The organism is Sporofaciens sp. St.21A7 (assembly GCF_059728535.1).
In genome coordinates, this window is the sequence record NZ_BAAGFN010000001.1 from 4,273,145 (window position 1) to 4,291,362 (window position 18,218).

At 44.0% G+C, this 18,218-nt stretch carries 19 protein-coding genes and 2 tRNA genes; 4 read left to right on the top strand and 17 right to left on the bottom strand.

Annotation, left to right across the window (positions count from 1 at the left end; genetic code table 11):
• Positions 1–155 precede the first annotated feature (155 nt).
• Complete coding sequence (locus AC6I3O_RS21065; protein ID WP_289302203.1) at positions 156–485, top strand: helix-turn-helix transcriptional regulator; 330 nt, start codon at positions 156–158, stop codon at positions 483–485.
• A 165-nt stretch (positions 486–650) separates the two neighbouring features.
• Here AC6I3O_RS21065 and AC6I3O_RS21070 read toward each other — a convergent pair whose 3' ends face one another.
• From AC6I3O_RS21070 to AC6I3O_RS21130, 13 genes are all read right to left on the bottom strand, one after another.
• Positions 651–1,022 (bottom strand): hypothetical protein, encoded by a 372-nt coding sequence (locus AC6I3O_RS21070; protein WP_289302201.1) that lies wholly within the window; start codon positions 1,020–1,022, stop codon positions 651–653.
• 5 nt (positions 1,023–1,027) lie between these two features.
• Positions 1,028–1,960 (bottom strand): ParM/StbA family protein, encoded by a 933-nt coding sequence (locus AC6I3O_RS21075; protein ID WP_289302200.1) that lies wholly within the window; start codon positions 1,958–1,960, stop codon positions 1,028–1,030.
• A gap of 224 nt (positions 1,961–2,184) precedes the next feature.
• Positions 2,185–3,069: an RpnC/YadD family protein gene (locus AC6I3O_RS21080; RefSeq protein WP_497852556.1), complete on the bottom strand. Its 885-nt coding sequence runs from the start codon at positions 3,067–3,069 to the stop codon at positions 2,185–2,187.
• A 58-nt stretch (positions 3,070–3,127) separates the two neighbouring features.
• Positions 3,128–3,541 carry a hypothetical protein gene (locus AC6I3O_RS21085; protein WP_497852557.1) on the bottom strand — a complete coding sequence of 138 codons (414 nt, stop codon included), beginning with the start codon at positions 3,539–3,541 and terminating at the stop codon, positions 3,128–3,130.
• 16 nt (positions 3,542–3,557) lie between these two features.
• Positions 3,558–4,352, bottom strand: a complete 795-nt coding sequence (gene srtB / locus AC6I3O_RS21090; RefSeq protein WP_497852558.1) for a class B sortase — start codon at positions 4,350–4,352, stop codon at positions 3,558–3,560.
• Between the two features lie 88 nt (positions 4,353–4,440).
• Positions 4,441–5,664 (bottom strand): CHC2 zinc finger domain-containing protein, encoded by a 1,224-nt coding sequence (locus AC6I3O_RS21095; RefSeq protein ID WP_497852559.1) that lies wholly within the window; start codon positions 5,662–5,664, stop codon positions 4,441–4,443.
• 159 nt (positions 5,665–5,823) lie between these two features.
• A complete protein-coding gene (locus tag AC6I3O_RS21100) occupies positions 5,824–6,930 on the bottom strand; it encodes a hypothetical protein (RefSeq protein ID WP_497852560.1) in 1,107 nt (368 codons plus the stop codon).
• A gap of 247 nt (positions 6,931–7,177) precedes the next feature.
• On the bottom strand, positions 7,178–7,468 hold the full coding sequence (locus AC6I3O_RS21105; protein WP_497852561.1) for a PLC family EF-hand domain-containing protein: 291 nt from the start codon (positions 7,466–7,468) through the stop codon (positions 7,178–7,180).
• Positions 7,469–7,606: 138 nt separating this feature from the next.
• Positions 7,607–9,841 carry an SF1B family DNA helicase RecD2 gene (gene recD2, locus AC6I3O_RS21110; protein ID WP_497852562.1) on the bottom strand — a complete coding sequence of 745 codons (2,235 nt, stop codon included), beginning with the start codon at positions 9,839–9,841 and terminating at the stop codon, positions 7,607–7,609.
• Positions 9,819–10,220, bottom strand: a complete 402-nt coding sequence (locus tag AC6I3O_RS21115; protein WP_286153039.1) for a DUF7768 domain-containing protein — start codon at positions 10,218–10,220, stop codon at positions 9,819–9,821. Before AC6I3O_RS21115 ends, recD2 begins: the two co-directional genes overlap by 23 nt.
• Positions 10,220–11,263, bottom strand: coding sequence for a YqaJ viral recombinase family nuclease (locus AC6I3O_RS21120; protein ID WP_497852563.1), 1,044 nt, complete (start codon positions 11,261–11,263; stop codon positions 10,220–10,222). The genes AC6I3O_RS21115 and AC6I3O_RS21120 overlap by 1 nt, the downstream gene beginning before the upstream one ends.
• Positions 11,264–11,324: 61 nt before the next feature.
• The gene (locus AC6I3O_RS21125) at positions 11,325–12,467 is read right to left on the bottom strand and encodes a transposase (RefSeq protein ID WP_497852564.1); all 1,143 of its coding nucleotides are present in this window, start codon (positions 12,465–12,467) and stop codon (positions 11,325–11,327) included.
• Positions 12,468–12,920: 453 nt separating this feature from the next.
• On the bottom strand, positions 12,921–13,106 hold the full coding sequence (locus AC6I3O_RS21130; protein WP_286153036.1) for a 2-ketoisovalerate ferredoxin oxidoreductase: 186 nt from the start codon (positions 13,104–13,106) through the stop codon (positions 12,921–12,923).
• Between the two features lie 273 nt (positions 13,107–13,379).
• Between AC6I3O_RS21130 and AC6I3O_RS21135 the strand changes: the two genes are divergently transcribed.
• From AC6I3O_RS21135 to AC6I3O_RS21145, 3 genes are all read left to right on the top strand, one after another.
• Positions 13,380–13,697, top strand: coding sequence for a helix-turn-helix domain-containing protein (locus AC6I3O_RS21135; RefSeq protein ID WP_497852565.1), 318 nt, complete (start codon positions 13,380–13,382; stop codon positions 13,695–13,697).
• Positions 13,698–14,061: 364 nt separating this feature from the next.
• Complete coding sequence (locus tag AC6I3O_RS21140) at positions 14,062–14,238, top strand: helix-turn-helix domain-containing protein (protein ID WP_286153034.1); 177 nt, start codon at positions 14,062–14,064, stop codon at positions 14,236–14,238.
• A 71-nt stretch (positions 14,239–14,309) separates the two neighbouring features.
• A complete protein-coding gene (locus AC6I3O_RS21145; RefSeq protein ID WP_286153033.1) occupies positions 14,310–15,545 on the top strand; it encodes a tyrosine-type recombinase/integrase in 1,236 nt (411 codons plus the stop codon).
• A 169-nt stretch (positions 15,546–15,714) separates the two neighbouring features.
• Here AC6I3O_RS21145 and AC6I3O_RS21150 read toward each other — a convergent pair.
• The 4 genes from AC6I3O_RS21150 to dapF all read right to left on the bottom strand — a co-directional run bounded on the left by AC6I3O_RS21150 (position 15,715) and on the right by dapF (position 18,189).
• A tRNA-Pro gene (locus tag AC6I3O_RS21150) sits at positions 15,715–15,788 on the bottom strand.
• Between the two features lie 62 nt (positions 15,789–15,850).
• A tRNA-Gln gene (locus tag AC6I3O_RS21155) sits at positions 15,851–15,921 on the bottom strand.
• A 146-nt stretch (positions 15,922–16,067) separates the two neighbouring features.
• Positions 16,068–17,282: an LL-diaminopimelate aminotransferase gene (locus tag AC6I3O_RS21160; RefSeq protein ID WP_497852566.1), complete on the bottom strand. Its 1,215-nt coding sequence runs from the start codon at positions 17,280–17,282 to the stop codon at positions 16,068–16,070.
• Entirely contained in the window at positions 17,275–18,189 is a 915-nt protein-coding gene (gene dapF, locus AC6I3O_RS21165) for a diaminopimelate epimerase (RefSeq protein ID WP_497852567.1), read from the bottom strand. The genes AC6I3O_RS21160 and dapF overlap by 8 nt, the downstream gene beginning before the upstream one ends.
• Positions 18,190–18,218 lie beyond the last annotated feature (29 nt).

Below are 18,218 nucleotides of genomic sequence, written 5' to 3' on the forward strand. Positions count from 1 at the left end.
CTCTTTCTTATTCTGCCATATACAAAATCTAGTCCCTTGTTTTCCTGTCTTTGACAGATCAATAGTGTAATATAATACACATAAGCAGACATTTTAACGCGTTTCATATAGTGCATATCTCATGTAAAATATAAAAAATAAGTGAGGTGATACAAATGATGACTAAAAAATTGCTAGGAGATGCGGTAAAGGAAGAACGTTTAAGACGGAACTTGTCCCAAAATACATTGGCTGAACTGGTGCATGTTTCTCTTCGTACTATTTCTGATATTGAGAATTATAATGGAAACCCCTGCTTTGAAAATCTGCTCTTGTTGGCTTCCTTTCTGAATCTGTCCATAGATGCAATGATTCCTGGCAGGATAGAACCTATAGATCCTACTATGAAGCAAATTATTGTGGAACTTGGTCAATGTTCTGAAGAAACAAAACGTTTGGCTCTTGGTGCGCTGCGTGGTATTATCTCGGCTGCATCTGAAAAATAGTAACTTCTTTACATATCTCTATTGGATTAACCTTAATTACCAATAATAAAGAAGAATTTATGAAAAAACTGTGAGAAAAATATGAACTTTCAAGTATGATAAAAGCAGCCCCGTTTGTGATGGGACTGCTTTTACCTTTCATATGAAAATCAGTATCTAATAGGTCTATTCATTTCTTCTAAATGCGTCCATAGCGTTTATGATACTCTGCGTCATGTATTCATCCATCGGCAGTTCTCCTTCCTCTGGTGAAAGATTTTCACTCTGCTCTAAACCTACTCCATTTCCAGAAACAGGCTGAATACTCATTACCTTTTCTAATTCCTTTTGCACAATCTTTTCCAAAAGTGGCTGGAGTGTTTCCGTAAGAAACGGATCAGGACGTTTAGAATCCACACCATCTACATAGCTTAAGACAGAGGATGCAATCAACTGCGCCTTCTTCTTAGTCCCATTCAAAATCTCCACAGCCCGAACATGCCCTGGATTTGTTTCATCAAATCCAATGGTAAATACATACGGATTTTTCTTTACCATGTTAATCACTTCCCATTCTCATAAGCACGGTATAATAAATCATATCCCCTAGCATTTGCCTTCAAATCCTCAATAAACCGATATTTTCCTAAACGGCCTGATTTTTCCAGAAACTGCTTCAAAAGAACTGCGCCACCGCCGATAAATACTGTATAGGATGATTTTGTATCAACCCCTCGCTCCCGGATACTGTTCAGCAGATCTGTCACAAAATCCTGCACTATACTCTCTGCCAGTCGTACCACGCTGTTATCATAATACTGTGTATTCCCAGCAAGAATACTGTCAATGTCCGCATCCTCCAACAACATATCATACTCACTATTGACACTGGAGATAATCTGGTTATACATAGTGATCACACCTTTTTCCAAGGAATCGCAATATCCCATATCCGGCCGCCCATTCCTCATCAGAAGATAGTCAGTTGTAAAGCCTCCGATATCAATGCCCACTGCCTTCGGGACTTGCATAATGTCCTGTCCTATCGTCATCATGGCCGCAAAGTCCTGTACAAAAGCCCGAACCTCCTGGATGCAGATGTGATAGATCCTTTCATTAAAATTCAAATCTAATACTTTACCTTTAGCCTTAAAAAATAGCTCATACTTTTCATAGAGTTCCGCAAAATGCTTCGGTGGCAGTCCGATAGGAAGCTGAATCTGCAGCACATCCTCCGGCTGAATCTGTTCTTTCCCCTCTAATTCCATTGCAATCGCAAACAATGTGAGAATAAAGAACCGGAAGTCTAAAGTTTTATCTCTTTGGTAAGGAATCCGCTGCTCACGGAGAGTATAATACTTTCCTTCATACTGAAGATACTGCTCCCCCCTGGCAGGCTTCTTATCCAACACATTCAGACCGCTTGTGAAAATAAAATGACAGGTCTTCATATTCCGGTTACCATGATCTACCGCAACTCTTAGTTTCTTAATCATATATTATCCACTCCTTTGTCATTGATACATACTCTGTACGTGCGAGATATGTAAAGCGCAACCGATTCTTATAAATTCATTCTCAGATAAGTTTTTATTTCAGATCATGTCCTGTTAGTATTATTCTGAATATAACACGGAAAAAGGCACCGGCCAAATGCCGATGCCCACCCTGTTTTCCTGAATCTTCACTGCCTTGCGCAACACATTAATTTTCACACACTTTATAGTCCAAACATTTTTCTTGTGCTTTCTACCTCTTCCGGCTCGCAGCCGACATCCGCCGCGATCTGCTCATTTGTAAGATTCGGATTGCTTTTCACTGTCTGAAAGATTCTTCCCGACAGAATCAATCCCTCTTGTCTTCCTTTTGTTCTTCCCTGCTGTTCCGCCTCCTGCTGCTTCACCTGGATATCTTCTTCGTAACTGTACTCTGCAATCAACATATTCTCAACCTCGCTTCCTTTCCGCTTCAGATATTCCGACAGTATTCCACGGTCAATACATTCCCTGATTGCCTTCTTAATTGCGCTTTCTTCACCAGAATGCGCTCTTACCGTATCAATAAACTGGCTGTATTCCCTCAATATGTCACATTTCTTCAGGAGTTCATGAGCCTTATCAGAATTAATATTGATAACTTTCACCTTTAATTCTGCGGAATTGTTCCCTACTGGATTTATAAATGCGTCTGACAGTTTCAATTCCTGCTCTAATGGCTGATCTTTTTGTCCATTGTAAAAAGTGTAAAATTCTGGCGTAGGTATTTTTACCAGCGTTGTCCTGTAACGGGCTTTCTTATCGATCAGCTGTTCATACGCCCTTCCCACATATAACAGGCATCTAAGCGGAATGTTCGGGTTCACAGTACTCTGGTGTTCTCCCAGAACAAGCACCTGCCCATCTACTTCAAAGGAAATATCATTTTTAAAATTCTTATACAGAACATCCTCTATCTTCACTTTCCGAATGACATTCTCATCCTGATACTCTGTATCATGCAATGCATTATATAAACTCAGCAGATTCTTTTTTGCTGTCTCATCCTGATAAAACAGATCTACGAAGAGACTGTCCTTATGTTCACGGTTCTCCTTCTCCATTATCATATACCGCATTTCCTTTCTCTTATACTACCACATTTCATTTTTTGTTTCAATTATGCTTTTATGCTGCTTCATTCCTTGCTTCATCCTTAACATATTTCTCAAATAATTCCTGATATCGCACATATCCTTGTGGAATTAACGGTACCTTCAGAGAAGTTTTTGACCACAGGATCAGTTCTTCCTCCTCTACGTGATATAGATTGCCCGGATAAAAAATCCCACCGGAATATCTTGGTCTACTCGGTTTTACGATTTCTTCCAATTCAGCTTTTGTCTTTGCTTTCATAATAAAATCTGTCTTTTTGCAAAATACTGTCTCAACCAGTTCCGGCAGAAATCCGTCTTCCTCATATCTGGCTACAAGCCCCCTCACCCTTCTTATTGCGTCAAACCTTCTGGACCGCAGTTCCTCATTCAGCGTATGATCCATTAATAATTCTGTAATATAACAGCTGTATTCCAAATCTATCATTTCTTGATTCTCCTTTTTAATTCTGGATTTTCTGTACCAGTTTCCCATGGACCAGATAACGGTAATTCCGATCTGTATTCACACAGGTCGAAAGTGTCACGATATGGTCTGAATCTGTTACCGCTGCTCCCGTATCATATCCAGAATAGGAGAGTACCTTATCCACGAACTTCTGAAAATCCCCCGGTTCTGGAAATGAATAGGTATATCCGGCGCTTCCGTTCCGGCCTGCATAACAGGATATAACCTGATATTCCAGTACAGATCCCGGAATATAGATATAAAAGCATGGATACTCTTGGTACAGGCTTTTCTCCTGATAACGGTCAAGCGTACCGAACATACTGCCGTTTTGCAGATTATGGCCATAAACAATGGTATTGCTGTCTGAAAAGTCCGGCTGATTATGATAATCCGCAAAGATACTCCCATTTTTATTTTCCTGACCGTCAAACATATGGTGCAGATAATAGTAATTGTCCTTCCCCTGTACTACTGGATAACTGATATCCAACGCCGGAATCTGAATCCATGCTATGACATCCGGGTTCACTTTCTTAAGCCCTGCAAAATCTACTTGCAGATAGCCGTTTCCGGCATCCGCTGTCTCGTCTTCTGAAGAGTTATCTCTTGATGTTGAAGGATTGTCTTTTTCCTTTGGCTCTTGCACATAATCCTGTAATTCCTCATATGTTTCCGTTCCTTGATGATATTCTGCATAAATGCCAAACAATTTCCATGCTGCAAATACAAAGACTGCAAGCGAAGTAAACAGTAAAATCAAAGATGCATAATCTTTCTTTTTTCTCATGTATTATTTCCTCCTGCTTCTAAAAGCGCGCTTTCCTATATTTTCTACGGAAAAGCCAGAGTGTTGTATCCTCTGGCTTATGTAATTTTCAAATACTCCTGTTTAGTTGTTTCGCCACATTTCTTCTGGTGGCATAATAAAAATCATCAATTCCTTTTATCCTGCCGCGCCATTCACCCCTTTCATCCATATCCCAGATCATCCTCTGGACCGGCAGGGAGAGGCTTCTGCAGCCTTCGTAGAGTTTCTTACAGCCATTCTGTATGATTTCCCTCTTTTTCGCCTTAAAAGGGCAGTAGTCATGTACACCGGCATCCAGGCATTCCCCGCATTTTTTATGATGTCCGTCACAGTTCACCCGCATCTTCTTATCCATGTCGTAAGCCTCACAAACTAGCTTCAGATTTCTCTTTGAAATACTTTTCAACACAGGATGAAGGCTCCGGTACTGATTGACACCCGGCGCACATAAGAATGTATCCCCTGACAGATAGTGGGCAATCGTTCCTTTCAATGCCCCTTCCGTCACATACATTGTTTCGGCATCCAGATTTCCAATCACATGCACTGGGCTGCCAGAAGAGACGCCCATCTGATAGTTTGAGCTGGAAAGCCAGATATATTTCCTGGAATCCGTCACAAAATCAAGCCGGATCTGGAATCCCTGTATCAATCCTTTTATAGACAGGATTGGGATTAGAATTCCAGAGTTTTTGGCTGAAAAATGGATACAAGCTCCATCTTCACCTTGATAGAAACCAGGCACTCCTTTCAGCGTACATCCCTTGTCTGCCAACCGTTCCACCAGCTTTTTGATTCCAAATAACGGAACACTCCGATATCTCTGGGCTACAATCTGCTCCGGTGTTAATCCGCGTCTTTGCAGATCTTCCTGATGCTTCCGCGATAATGTAAGCATGGAAAGCATCTGGGAATAGGTCTGGTCGATTTCCACATCTGAAGCCCGTTCGCTGTTTACCGGTGCTGGTGGTTCCAAATCTCTTTCCTGTTTTACCAGCCTTTGGTAATCATCCCGATACTGTCCGAGATTCAATGCCTCACGGATCTGCTGGTTTGCCTCCGTCTTTGTGATGTTATACAACTTGGAATACAGATCCAGCATCCCGCCGCGCGCATCGCAATAATTACAACGGAAAACATTTTTTTCAATATTGATGTTCAGCTTCCCCGTCTTGTGGTTGCAAAATGGACAGTCCACATCATAAGACCGTCCATTTTTGCGACGGACGGTAAGATTCAGCACCCGCACCACATCCCGGATGTCATAGCCAAACCCAGACATATCATACATGCATAAACACGCCTCCTCTCGTTACCAGAGCTTTCCGGAAGTTCTAAACTCAGCTTCAACAGATAAAGTTACCCTAATAGAACAAGCTGTCATTAAATAGAACTTTTCGGAATCACTCTGATAACTGTTTTTCAATTTAGAAAGGTATCGTTTTTCTGGCTAACCAGCCATTTGCATAGCCGCATTTAAAAGGACTCTGGCCGCAGCTGGAATCAGATGGTTTTTCCCGGAATAACTCTGTGCGAACCATTCCAGATTCTTCGGACTTTCCACCGCAACCTGTCCCATCGTCTTACCGCCAAACTTCCCGTTCCCGTTAATCACTACCTGTGCAGCCTGTTCATACGTCATGCGCTGCACCAGTTCATCTACCGGAAGTGATTCATCCAAGGAAGCAGCGGGAGAATACTGACTGGGATTCTGAGGACTGCCCTGTGTTTGCGGCATCTGGTTTGCCTGTTGGTTCTGGCTTACAAAACCATTCTGCATCTGAGGTGTCCCGGCAGGATTCTGCCCTATGGTCGCTCCTTTTTCCTGTGCCTGCTGGTAAAACTGGTTCATCATATTGTTTGATTGTGCAGGCACCCTGGACTGTGGATTGCCATTTCCCTGCGGCATAGGCTGTGACTGTACGCCCTGATTCTGTGCGTTTGCACTTGGCCCTTGATTTCCTGTCATAACACGCGGCATATTCGGACTTCCTGTCATAGCAGACAGAGGATTCTGTCCTCCCTGCATATCAGACTGCATCTGTGGGGTCCACGGCATTTCTCCCTGCGGAGTATCATTTCCCTGTCCCTGAGATTGTGCCGTCGTTCCCGGAATCTGAATCCCCGCATCTACCTGCATGGGATCATCGGCTTCCCCAACATCGGCAAACTGAAGACCAAATCCGGCATCAGAGAGCGCACGCCCTACAGCAGCCGTCTCCGCCATCTCCAGAAATTTATCTCCGAAATTCGGATCATTGGTCCGGAACTTCTGGGAAAAGGCATTGGCGATATAATTCTCCTCTGCGTCACATTTATCCAGATAGATCCTGGCTTCCACGATTGCCATATTCTCCGTAAAGCTTCGGATACTGCTGACAATCTTTCCCAATGGATGCACAAGGCGGAACCACAGCTTCCGATATTTCACATCCAGATATAACTGATCCTCCTGTCCCTCTTTTGTGAGTGTCCTCGCAAGCTCCATCGGGTTAAAACCTTCCACACGGTTCAATGCCGCAACTGCCTCTGAGCGGTCATATAACTTTTCTTTCATTCGTTTGCTCCTTTCATTTCCCTTGTTGAAACGAAATGCAGACAATACCCTTTCATAAGAGTAATAGTCTGCATTTCTGTGAGATTGGAAAATTCTTTTGTTTTTTATACTTTTTTAATAATTACCGGAATATCATACCTAAGATCAGGAATATGCCTAACGATACCAAGATCATCTCCACAATCCCGTGTTTCCTCATAAGATATATCCCTAAAATGAGAGAAATCATCAGTTTCATTCGTACCTCCTATGGATGTAAATTACAACTATGCATATAACATTCCTCAAGGTTGCAATATCGGTTCGGTTCATCACATACAATGCAAGGGTCACACACAGGATACCCTTTTTCCCGCAACAGCTCGACGGTCAAATCCCTTATCTCTCCCAGGATGGATATATCCCATGGAAATTTCACATCTAAGTTTTCACCATCTTCAAATTGCAAAAATGTAAGACACATCTTATATACTGCATTATCTAAAACGTCATTGCGTTCTAACATTTCTTTTGTAAATTCTAATTCTTTCTGTTCCATTTTCATTCTCCTTACTCTGTAAAAAGGTCACTTTGCCAGCCACATTTACGGCATTCATAGGATCAGCAGCTGCCTCCGCTGGTAAGATCAGCATGATCAAAAGCAAATGCTTTCTCAAAATAATTTTCTGCTCTTACCCTAAACAGCCAGTTTCAGCTGTTCCATTTCTTCTGCTTTCCGCTTCTGTTCTACATAATAAAATCCCTGAATCCTCTGTCCCAGCACCGTGTTGCGTTTTCCGCTGTCATCCGTATGGATAGACTGGCACACTGCGTTCCAGTCCCCTACCAGATATACCTTATATTTTGCCCTGGTAATCGCTGTGTAGAGGATATTCCGCTTCAGCATGGTGTAAAACGCCTTGATACATGGAATGATCACCACCGGATATTCGGAACCCTGGGATTTATGGATCGTGATTGCATTTGCATGCTCTACCATCTCCATCTGTTCCCTTTCATATCGGACCATCCGATTTTCCGAGAATTGAATCTGCACCTTTGGGTTCCTATCCTGATCTTCATAAATATCCTGGATAATTCCCATATCTCCATTGCTCACCAGCTCCGTATTCTTATTCTGCAGGATCTTATCACCGACTCGGAACACATCTTTTCCTATCGTCAGTTCATTCTTTCCAACTCCAGGCGGATTGATCAGATCCTCCAGCGTCCGGTTTAATTCCACCACGCCAGCGGCAGTCTTTACACGATAAGAGGTCAGGATCTGCACCTGCTCTAATCCATATTTTCCGACTTCCTCCAGATACAGCTTCTTTACCATCTCTGCGGCCGGCTCTGTTCCTTGACATGGGACAAATACAAAATCTTCCCCCATATACAGGTTTGTCCGGTTCTGCTGGATCAGCTTTGCGTTCACCGGGATATTGCTTGACGCGCCCTGCCGGTAGACCATATCCAGTACCGTTACCGGGATTAAACCGCAGCCGATCAACTGCCGGAACACATCCCCGGCTCCTACAGACGGAAGCTGGTCTACATCCCCTAACAGAAGTATCCTTGCACGGTCTTTTACTCTGCTGAAGAACTCATAGGCAAGATGCATGTCCACCATGGACACCTCGTCCACATTCAGGAATTCTGCTTCTAAATACTGGAATCCCAGATTATAGTCGCTTCCTCCCAGCAGCCCCAATGCCATATGCATAGTAGAAGCCTCGTCATTCCCGGTGCTTTCCGCCATCCTCCTGGCCGCACGTCCGGTAGGCGCCATCAGCTGTAACGTAGTCTTACATTTTAGCCCATGGATATAAAGAATGACCTTAAGAACCGTCGTCTTTCCTGTGCCGGGCCCGCCTGTAATGATGCTTAAAGGACTTTCAAATACCATCCTTACCGCCTGTTTCTGGCGTTCTGACAGCGTGATGCCTAAGACCTGCTGCGCCTGATCAAGCTCAGACTCAATCGGAAATGGCTGTCTTGGCATCTGCAGCTTTTTTGCAATCATCACCGCAGTCAGGCGTTCTTCCTCATATTGCTGGAAAATATATACCTTCTCATTATCCATAACGATGCTCTGCTGCATGACAAGTTGATAGAGCACACGGCTTACATCCTGTTCTGTTACGGCAGAAATCGTCAGATCCTGATTCAGTAACGTCAGTGTCTTATCCATAAGCGTCTCCTGATTCAGATACAGATGCCCTTCTTTTATAGCCTCATGCAGGATATAACTGATACATCCTGAAATACGCATTGGATCATTCAATGCCCTGCATAATTGCCTGCCAATCGCATCCACTGTCAAAAATCCGAATCCTTTTACTGCACATAGCATATAGGGACGGCTCTGGATGATACGGACAGATTCCTCATGGAAAGTTTTCAGGATCATGTTCACCTTTTTCGGCGTTACCTTATAGGGAGCGAGAAAGGTCATCAGCTCCCGAAATACCTGGTTCTGCCCATAAGATTCCACGATTTCTCTTAACTTCCGTTCAGAAATTCCTCGGATAGCCAAAAGCTTTTCCGGAGATTTTTCTATTACATCCAGTGTCTGCAGCCCGAACTGCTGGTAAATTGCCTCCGCCGTTCTCTGCTTTACGCCTTTGATGGCTCCGGAAGAAAGGTATCCGATGATCCCTGCTTTTGTCCGCGGCACGATCTCCATAAAGGAATCCACCTTCAGCTGCAGTCCATGGCTTCCGTTCTCCCAGTCGCCTTCCATTTCCAGTTCAATCGTATTGGTCAGCGGCAGGTTGTAACCTACCGCCGTAAAACCAATGATATTTCTGCTTTCCAGGTATTTATTTCTGGCGAAAAGGGGGACGGACTCATCGTGGGTAGAATAAACAGCGACCGTAAATCCGTTCTCTTCACTTTGGAAGATTTTATTTACAAACCTGCACCGCATCCCATTCCTCCCTCCAACTCTCTATGGCTCTGAGTTCAAAAGGCTTCTTCTCACTGTCATACCAGTAAACCGCCATCCCTTTCGCAAATGCTTCCCTGACTTCCCCTGCCATGCCGGAACTGACACGCCGGCCGCATATAATCAATATATCGCATAAACCCATCAGCTCCATTCCGATCCGGAGGGCTATTTCCCGTTCCTCCGGAATCGAATCATCTAACATCAGGGGCAGATACGCGTGAGAGGCAAAGGATCGGCAATGGTAAAGGTCATGCATCCGTTCCATATAAAACCTTGCCATATCCATGTTGTGGCTGATTCCCTTCGCATCAGGGGCAGAAAGCGGAGAGCAGATATATGCTTTTTTCCCGCTTAACATCATGCCGCCTCCTTCTTTACCCGGAATGTCCGGCTCTCTGTGGTTTTGGTATATTCCTCAAAAATATCCGGATGTTGGACCTTCAGCTTTTCCATGGCGTCCTTCCCAATCTGGGTGCGCCTGGTGGGATTGTAAGTAATCCGGTAACGCCTGACACCATCGGATAAGACTGCCTTGCAGGAAGCGCCAAGCTGCTCGACAAACGGCACACTAAGCTCCCTCTGCATCGCCTCGATTTCCTTTTTCCGTTTTTCCAGCTGGGATTTTTCTTCTGATAAGATAAGATACTTTTCAAGATAAACAGAATGATGCATTGGAATCTCAATCTCAGGAAGATCCTTGTCGGCATATCCGCCGTATTTCCGGATACTCGCCAGGATCAAATCCGGCTTGCCATTATATGGTGGTTCTGCCTGCTTTTCCACATATTCCTTCCAGAAATATTCTTCCTGCGCAATAATCTCTTCCTCCTCCATCATATCCCGCTCAATCGGACGGACGATAAATTCATTCTCATTGTTTCCATAGAGGCAGGCAATATAGGCTTTCTCCATGTTCATTACGGACAGGTAATGCCTTACCTGTAGGACGTAATGATCCGGGATTCCTCCGTCCTCCCACTTGGTCCTTGCATTGTAATTGCAGGTCTTACACTCTAAAATGCCATACGAGCCATCCGGGAAGATAATAAAGAAATCCACGTCTGCCAACATAAACGGATACAGTGGATGCCGGAACATCTTCCGCACCGGAAATACTGTAAGCCCGGTCTTCTTTGCGAAGATCTCCGCCACCAGATCCTCCAGCCGGTGCCCGACTTCCTTTGCCACCCAGTTGCTTTCTTCCTCAATCAAAGGTTCGATTCCGAGTTTATCATTATAAAGGTCGCGGATAGTTGCAAAGGGTGAAATCCCCATAATAGCAGCAACATCACTTCCCCCGATTCCAATCTTCCGGTAAGACAGCCAGTCTTCACGGGAGAGAGTGTCCGTATCAACAATAACCTCTGGTTCGTAATTCATATTCAAACTTGTTTCGCTCATCTTAATCCTCCTCAAAACTATTTGCCAGTAACCTGTTTAGAGCCCGCTGTTAAAACCTGCACTACCACTTAATTGCGCCGCTGACGTCATATTCTTTCCAGTTCAGCGCCAGTGCGCGGGTAACCTGTTCCTCCAAGCTGATAATCCCAGACCCCTGCATCCCTTCACAGGCTGCGAAAAAGCAAGCCTCGTTGATTGCAAAATAAAGGTCATGGGCGGTACAGGGATCTGTCCCGTTTTGGCTCTCAAACATTTCTGCCACTTCATTGATCAGCTTCTTCCGAACACCGATACGCTTCATTGTAAGTTTCAGACAGTTTAATGGATTCCGAATCTCAATATCCATTAGCTTCGTCATATCCGTAATTGCATTCTGATATCTAGAACAAAGCATATGAAGATTGTTCATAAATTGTACCAAGTCTGCGCCTCCGGTATGGGCCAGCTTGATCGGACTTCCAAGGCTGATAGTCCGGTTCCCGCTGTCGCATAACAGCATCGGGTACAGGTTCGCACCGCTGGCCGCCACATCTGACGTTGTAAGCCTTACTGCAGGCGCAATCACCTTGTTGGTCATACCATGGTCGGCAAGGGCAGTCCGGTAAGTATCCAGAAGTTCCTGGTTCCCCCCAAGCTCCCACATCGCCGATACGATGGAATGGTCAAAGGCACCGGAGCCTTCCATATAAGCGCTTCCTTTGAAATTTGTGTCGAGATACTGCATGGTAGTCTCAAAGACTGCGCGCATATCAAGGATGCTGTAATCATGGCTGTCCCCGCCGTGTACGGCAGATACCTTTCCATCCGCAATCTTGATCAGCGCATCTCCCTTTGCAACTCTCAGACAATGGTTGACTACCTTTGCATAGTTGGATTTTTCCAGTTTCCGCAATCCAGCACCGGAGATACCTGCACGATCCAGGATAGTTTTAATGGCACAGTCCCGTACCGGGTAAGTTTCCCCTCTGACTTTTAATGCCAGTTGGGTATTCTTTTCCGTATCTTTCAGGATCTCCTCCCAGTCTGCCGTAGAAGAAGCCTCCATACGTTCTGCCTCCTGGCTGATTGGAACCAGCCTGAGAGACCTGGTAGGCTTTCTAATCCATGTGGCTGCCTTTGCTCTTTCTGCCAGAAAATCCAGCATTTCCTTTGGGTTTGCAAACGTCGTTTCAAACGCGTCCGCATAGATTCTTGTGTCATTCATGTGTTCTTCCACCTTTCTTAAATTAATTTTTTATCCATAAACGGCACGCTGGCCAGTTTTGGCAACTTCATCCGTAGAATTTGTCTATGACATTTTTAGGGATGATTGCAATAAAAAAGGAATGAAACAGAGATATATTCTCCATTCATTCCACACTGACTGGCTGATATGTTAATGAGACAAATCCAGCCTAAAAAACAAAAAGTGCCACTACAAGCCGGAAACAGCGTATGGTGACACTCCTTACAAACATAAACAGCTTATGCCAGACAGATTTTCTTTTCTTCTGTCCTGTGCTTTTTGGATTTCTAACAATCCAAAAGCGTTCCCACAAGGGGCATGCATAAAATCAACTATACCAGTATAGTAACACAAGATATAGATGATGTCAATTTCATTTAAACTATATATTGTTTTGTCTGCTTATACATATACAATATACAGTGCTACATATTATTCTATAATAAATTCTATGGTCTCCCCCAGAAATTCCTTACATGTATGCCGGACCTTCCCATGCAGCCGGTCATCCTGCTTTGCAGACTCACTGCAGAATTCCAGATAAGGGCATTGGTCGCAGTTATTCTGTACAGCTTGCTTTAACCACTCAATTTCTTTTACAGTTCCGATCACCTTCATTAATTCCTACTCCTTCCATCTTTTATATCCATACCATACGATTTATCACAAAGAATCTATCATATAACTTTTACAGGAACTCCATCCGTTAAACAAATATATCCCCGATAATTATAAAAATAAACATTCTCCGCCAGTTCTTCTCAAAATGTATTATATCCATACTGTACGGATATAATCAATCATATATCTTGTATTATATCATTTATAACTATTATATTCCGCAATTCTATATAAGCAAATAGGATAAAATGAATTTGTGAGGTGTAGAAGATGGATAAAAAGTATGTGGCAGACCGCATCACAGAGCTGCGGATCAAGAAAAATGTATCAGAATATCAGATGAGCCTGGATCTTGGGAAGAACAAAAGCTATATCCAGAATATCAGCCCCGGCCGTTCCCTGCCATCCATGAGCCAGTTTTATGAAATCTGCCAGTACTTCGATATTACACCGCACCAGTTCTTTGACGAGGATTTGCACAACCTTCCGCTGTACCAGAAAGCCTGTTACCTTCTAAAGCAGTTAGACGAAGATGATATGATGACGATAATTCCTCTCTTAAAACGATTATCTAACAAAGAAAAATAAGGGATTTTACCGGGTTGCTTTCATGCAATCCGTTTTTCTTGACTTTTTATCTTTTCTTGATTTATTTTAACTTTTTTCAAAAATTTTCCAACCTTCCTAATTTATCCCCTATTACTATAGTGAAGAAACAAATAATCAAGACCTATTTGTGCTTTCACATACCTTGACAATTTCATACATCTTTCAGGAGATTGATACCAGGTGCTGTAGATAGTGTGCATGGACGCGCGCCTGCAGCTTAAAGATTACAGAGTAACGCCTGCTACGTGGCCGGAAAGGGCATAGGAACTGGCTTTTGGAAGATTGGAGATTCAACAGGAAAAATGTAAAACTACTATATACACATTTTGAAAGGGGAGTATTTATGCTAGAGAACTACCAAGATATCTTAGAAATCAAAGACATATGCGCCGTTTTGCGAATAGGGCGTAAAACTGCTTACAAGCTTTTGCAGAGCGGCCAGATCCCGTACCGTAAGGTTGGCCGGAATTATAAAATCAGAAAAGATGCACTTATTGCTTATCTTGAAGGAAGTAATTGAAGTCATCCGTATTATCAGATATAATAAGACACAGCTAATAGCTACCCGTCTTACGAAAGGAGCGTAGATAAATGACGGGGACATTAAGAACCAGAACTTTATCCTCCGGGAAATCCTTTTATTACATCAATTTAAGCTATAAGGATCCCAGAACAAACAAATGGAAAGCCAAAACAATTTCAACAGGGATTGAAGTAAAGAATAATAAGCGAAAAGCAGAAGCAATGATAAAGCAGATTTTAGAACAATACGCTTATCTTGAAGATTTACCGCTTGGCTACGATTCTCCAGTAAATCCTGATATATCCTTCTGTGATTACTTGGATATATGGCTTGCCGGCAGAAAATTTGAGATTAAGAATTCCACTTTTGAGGTATATACTTTCCGTATTCATGCCATTAAGAGGTATTTTGAGGAGAAACATTACAAATTATTGGATATTACGCCTAAAGTCCTTGATACATATTTTAAATACTGTCTGCAATACGGAAAGATAAATCAAAAGACAAAGGAGCCAGAGCCCTTATCAGTCAGATCAGTCAGGGATTACCGGAATATCCTCTATGCTGTATTTGCCCAGGCAACAATTGACGGGATATTAAGAGTGAATCCGGTCAACGACGTTCATGTTCATGGTCGGAAGAATAAAGAATACAGTGAAGAATTTTATTTCATGACAGAAGATGAGATCGCGGAGCTTTTGCATTTTATCTCAAAGAATTATCCCAGATTATTAGGAATTACTTTTATGGGAGCCTATTATGGTCTCAGACGCTCTGAGATATTAGGATTAAAATGGTCGGCTGTTGATTTTGAGAAAAAGACTCTCAGCATCAAACATACAGTGGTACGTGTAAAAACTGTAAATGCCGAGGATGAGACAAAAACAGTTGCCGGGAAACGTGTTCTGAACTTATTTGGCACTGCAGAGAGCTGCCTTCGTCAGATTGAAAAGGAACAATTACGAAATAAAGAGTTCTTTCAGTCTGATTATCAGAATTATGATGGTTATGTTTTTACCTGGGAAGACGGGCGTACCTACAACCCGGATTACATATCCAAATTATTTAAAAAGGCAATGAAGGCTTTTGGCAGACCAGAAATCACTTTGCACAATCTCAGACATAGCTGTGCATCCATACTGATCAACAAAGGGTGGGACATCAAGAAACTTCAATACTGGTTGGGGCACACAGATGCCCAGACGACCTTGAATATATATTCCCACTTTATACGACAGAGGTTAAATGCAAGTGATAATGACTTAAGCCAGATATCCCTGGCCGCTGCAGACCTGTTTGCATAAGGGTTTGCGGGAAAGTCATCCGGTAGATTGCTTGCTGAGTGATTTTTAGTAACATTTTTAGTACCGGGTAAAATATAGAAGATTTTAAAGAGTTTTCGGATATACTTTGAAAATATAAAAACACCTCAAAGCCAGTAAATATAAGGCTTTGAGGTATCCTACCTAAAAATCGGAGTGACGTGATTCGAACACGCGACCTCTACGTCCCGAACGTAGCGCTCTACCAAGCTGAGCCACACTCCGATAATATAAATTTGTGTCTGGATGCCTTGTCCGACAAGACATCCAGCGCCCCTGCCAAGGAACTACGGATAGAGGATTTGAACCTCTACTAACAGAGTCAGAGTCTGCTGTGCTGCCGTTACACCAATCCGCATCACTTCCTGCGAACAAATTATATTATATCAGGTTTTTTCCAAAAATCAACCCTTTTTTTTATTTTTTTTCAATTTTTTCTAAATTTCCCATTTCCACCCCTTCCCGTCTGTTTTGTGACCGCAGCCGCTGCATCCACTCTTTTTCCTACATCTTCCGTATCCGCTCAATCGCCGCCACCGTATTTTCATAAGACCCAAATGCCGTCAGACGGAAGTATCCTTCCCCATTAGGGCCAAACCCAGAGCCCGGCGTCCCTACCACATTGGCGCGCTCCAACAGACAGTCAAAAAACTCCCACGAAGTCATGCCCTTAGGAATCTCCAACCAGATATACGGCGCATTCACACCGCCGGACACATGATACCCAGCGTCCCTAAGCCCCTCATAGATTACTCTGGCATTTTGCATATAATAATCCACCTGCTTCTTTAACTGCGCCTTCCCGGCTTGGGAATACACAGCCTCCCCCGCCTTCTGCACGATGTAAGGTGCGCCGTTATACTTCGTGCCATGCCGCCTTGCCCAGAGAGAATGCAGCGTAACATCCCCGCACTTCACATCCTTGGGAATAACTGTCGCCCCCAGACGTACCCCCGTAAACCCGGCATTCTTGGAAAAACTGCGCAGCTCCACCGCACACGTCCTCGCCCCGTCGCACTCATAGATACTGTGAGGCACATCCTCCTCAGAAATATAAGCTTCATAGGCAGCATCATAGATAATGACTGCCCCATATTGATTCGCATAATCCACCCACGCCTGAAGCTGGCTTTTTGTAATCGTAGAGCCGGTGGGATTATTCGGAAAACACAGATAAATAATATCCGGTGTCTCCTTAGGAAGCTCTGGCGCAAAATCCGTCTCCTTCGTACACGGCATATAAATCACGCCGCTCCACGTCCCCAGCTTAGCATCGTATGTCCCGGTACGCCCCGCCATTACATTCGTGTCCACATACACCGGATACACCGGGTCGCAAACCGCAATCTTACTGTCCCGGGCAAAAATTTCCTGAATATTTCCCGAGTCGCATTTCGCCCCGTCGGAAATAAAAATCTCATCCGCGCCTATCTCACACCCTCTGTCCTGATAATCATTTTTTGCCATGGCATTTCGCAAAAAATCATACCCCAAATCCGGCGCGTAGCCGTGAAATGTCTCCGCGTGCGCCATTTCATCCACAGCGCCATGTAGCGCTTCGATAATCGCCGGAGCCAAGGGCTGCGTCACATCCCCGATTCCAAGCCGTATGATACTCTTATCCGGATTCGCTTCCTGATAAGCTGCCACCTTTCTTCCAATCGTTGAAAACAGATAACTTCCCGGTAATTTTAAATAATCTTCATTAATCTTAAACATACAACTCTCCTTCAAACACCGTGACCGCCGGTCCTGTCATATAAACTTTTCCCGTCTCTTCTTCCCATTCCACCAACAAATCTCCGCCCCTCAGCTTCACAGTGACCTTACGTTCTGCCAGCCCATTCAAGATGCTTGCCACTGCCGCAGCGCAGGCACCGGTCCCGCATGCAAGCGTCTCGCCGGATCCCCGCTCCCACACGCGCATCTCAATGGTTTCCCGGTCAATCACCCGGACAAACTCTGTATTGATGCGTTTCGGAAATCTCTCATGATTCTCGAACTTCGGGCCTATTTTCTCGATTTCCAGTCCCTCCACATCTTCCAGAAAGACCACCGCATGAGGATTTCCCATGGAAACGCCCGTAATCCGGTACTCCATCCCGTCAACCACAATCGGCTCGTTGATTACCTTACGGCAGTCCCCAATTTTGACGATATCCTCGGCATATCCGCCGCCAAGTACGCTGTCCTCATCCACGACACACTCTTCTGTCACTGCCTCACAGAGAATCGGAACCTCAGCAGCTTCAAGTTTTGGCCTTCCCATGTCCACCCGCACAAGGGAAACCATTCCATCCTCCACCGTCAGCTCAAGATACTTAATTCCCCCAAGGGTTTCCACGGAAATACTGGTCTTATCGGTCAGCCCATAATCGTAGACGTACTTTGCCACACACCGGATTCCGTTTCCGCACATCTCGCCTCTAGAGCCATCTGCATTATACATCTCCATCTCAAAATCAGCCGCATCAGACGGACGAATCAATATCAGCCCGTCCGAACCAATCCCGAAATGCCTGTCACTGACAAACTTTGCCATCTCCGACGGATTTTCGAGCTGCTCCTCCAGACAGTTCACATACACATAATCATTTCCCAATCCCTGCATTTTCGTAAATTTCATTTCCTATCTCCTTTTCTACACGCTTTTAT

Bases quoted from the DNA above. Each gene is read 5' to 3' on its own strand.
- AC6I3O_RS21065 (WP_289302203.1), top strand. From the start codon at position 156: ATGATGACTAAAAAATTGCTAGGAGATGCGGTAAAGGAAGAACGTTTA.
- AC6I3O_RS21070 (WP_289302201.1), bottom strand. From the start codon at position 1,022: ATGGTAAAGAAAAATCCGTATGTATTTACCATTGGATTTGATGAAACA.
- AC6I3O_RS21075 (WP_289302200.1), bottom strand. From the start codon at position 1,960: ATGATTAAGAAACTAAGAGTTGCGGTAGATCATGGTAACCGGAATATG.
- AC6I3O_RS21080 (WP_497852556.1), bottom strand. From the start codon at position 3,069: ATGATAATGGAGAAGGAGAACCGTGAACATAAGGACAGTCTCTTCGTA.
- AC6I3O_RS21085 (WP_497852557.1), bottom strand. From the start codon at position 3,541: ATGATAGATTTGGAATACAGCTGTTATATTACAGAATTATTAATGGAT.
- srtB (WP_497852558.1), bottom strand. From the start codon at position 4,352: ATGAGAAAAAAGAAAGATTATGCATCTTTGATTTTACTGTTTACTTCG.
- AC6I3O_RS21095 (WP_497852559.1), bottom strand. From the start codon at position 5,664: ATGTATGATATGTCTGGGTTTGGCTATGACATCCGGGATGTGGTGCGG.
- AC6I3O_RS21100 (WP_497852560.1), bottom strand. From the start codon at position 6,930: ATGAAAGAAAAGTTATATGACCGCTCAGAGGCAGTTGCGGCATTGAAC.
- AC6I3O_RS21105 (WP_497852561.1), bottom strand. From the start codon at position 7,468: ATGGAACAGAAAGAATTAGAATTTACAAAAGAAATGTTAGAACGCAAT.
- recD2 (WP_497852562.1), bottom strand. From the start codon at position 9,841: ATGCGGTGCAGGTTTGTAAATAAAATCTTCCAAAGTGAAGAGAACGGA.
- AC6I3O_RS21115 (WP_286153039.1), bottom strand. From the start codon at position 10,220: ATGTTAAGCGGGAAAAAAGCATATATCTGCTCTCCGCTTTCTGCCCCT.
- AC6I3O_RS21120 (WP_497852563.1), bottom strand. From the start codon at position 11,263: ATGAGCGAAACAAGTTTGAATATGAATTACGAACCAGAGGTTATTGTT.
- AC6I3O_RS21125 (WP_497852564.1), bottom strand. From the start codon at position 12,467: ATGAATGACACAAGAATCTATGCGGACGCGTTTGAAACGACGTTTGCA.
- AC6I3O_RS21130 (WP_286153036.1), bottom strand. From the start codon at position 13,106: ATGAAGGTGATCGGAACTGTAAAAGAAATTGAGTGGTTAAAGCAAGCT.
- AC6I3O_RS21135 (WP_497852565.1), top strand. From the start codon at position 13,380: ATGGATAAAAAGTATGTGGCAGACCGCATCACAGAGCTGCGGATCAAG.
- AC6I3O_RS21140 (WP_286153034.1), top strand. From the start codon at position 14,062: ATGCTAGAGAACTACCAAGATATCTTAGAAATCAAAGACATATGCGCC.
- AC6I3O_RS21145 (WP_286153033.1), top strand. From the start codon at position 14,310: ATGACGGGGACATTAAGAACCAGAACTTTATCCTCCGGGAAATCCTTT.
- AC6I3O_RS21160 (WP_497852566.1), bottom strand. From the start codon at position 17,282: ATGTTTAAGATTAATGAAGATTATTTAAAATTACCGGGAAGTTATCTG.
- dapF (WP_497852567.1), bottom strand. From the start codon at position 18,189: ATGAAATTTACGAAAATGCAGGGATTGGGAAATGATTATGTGTATGTG.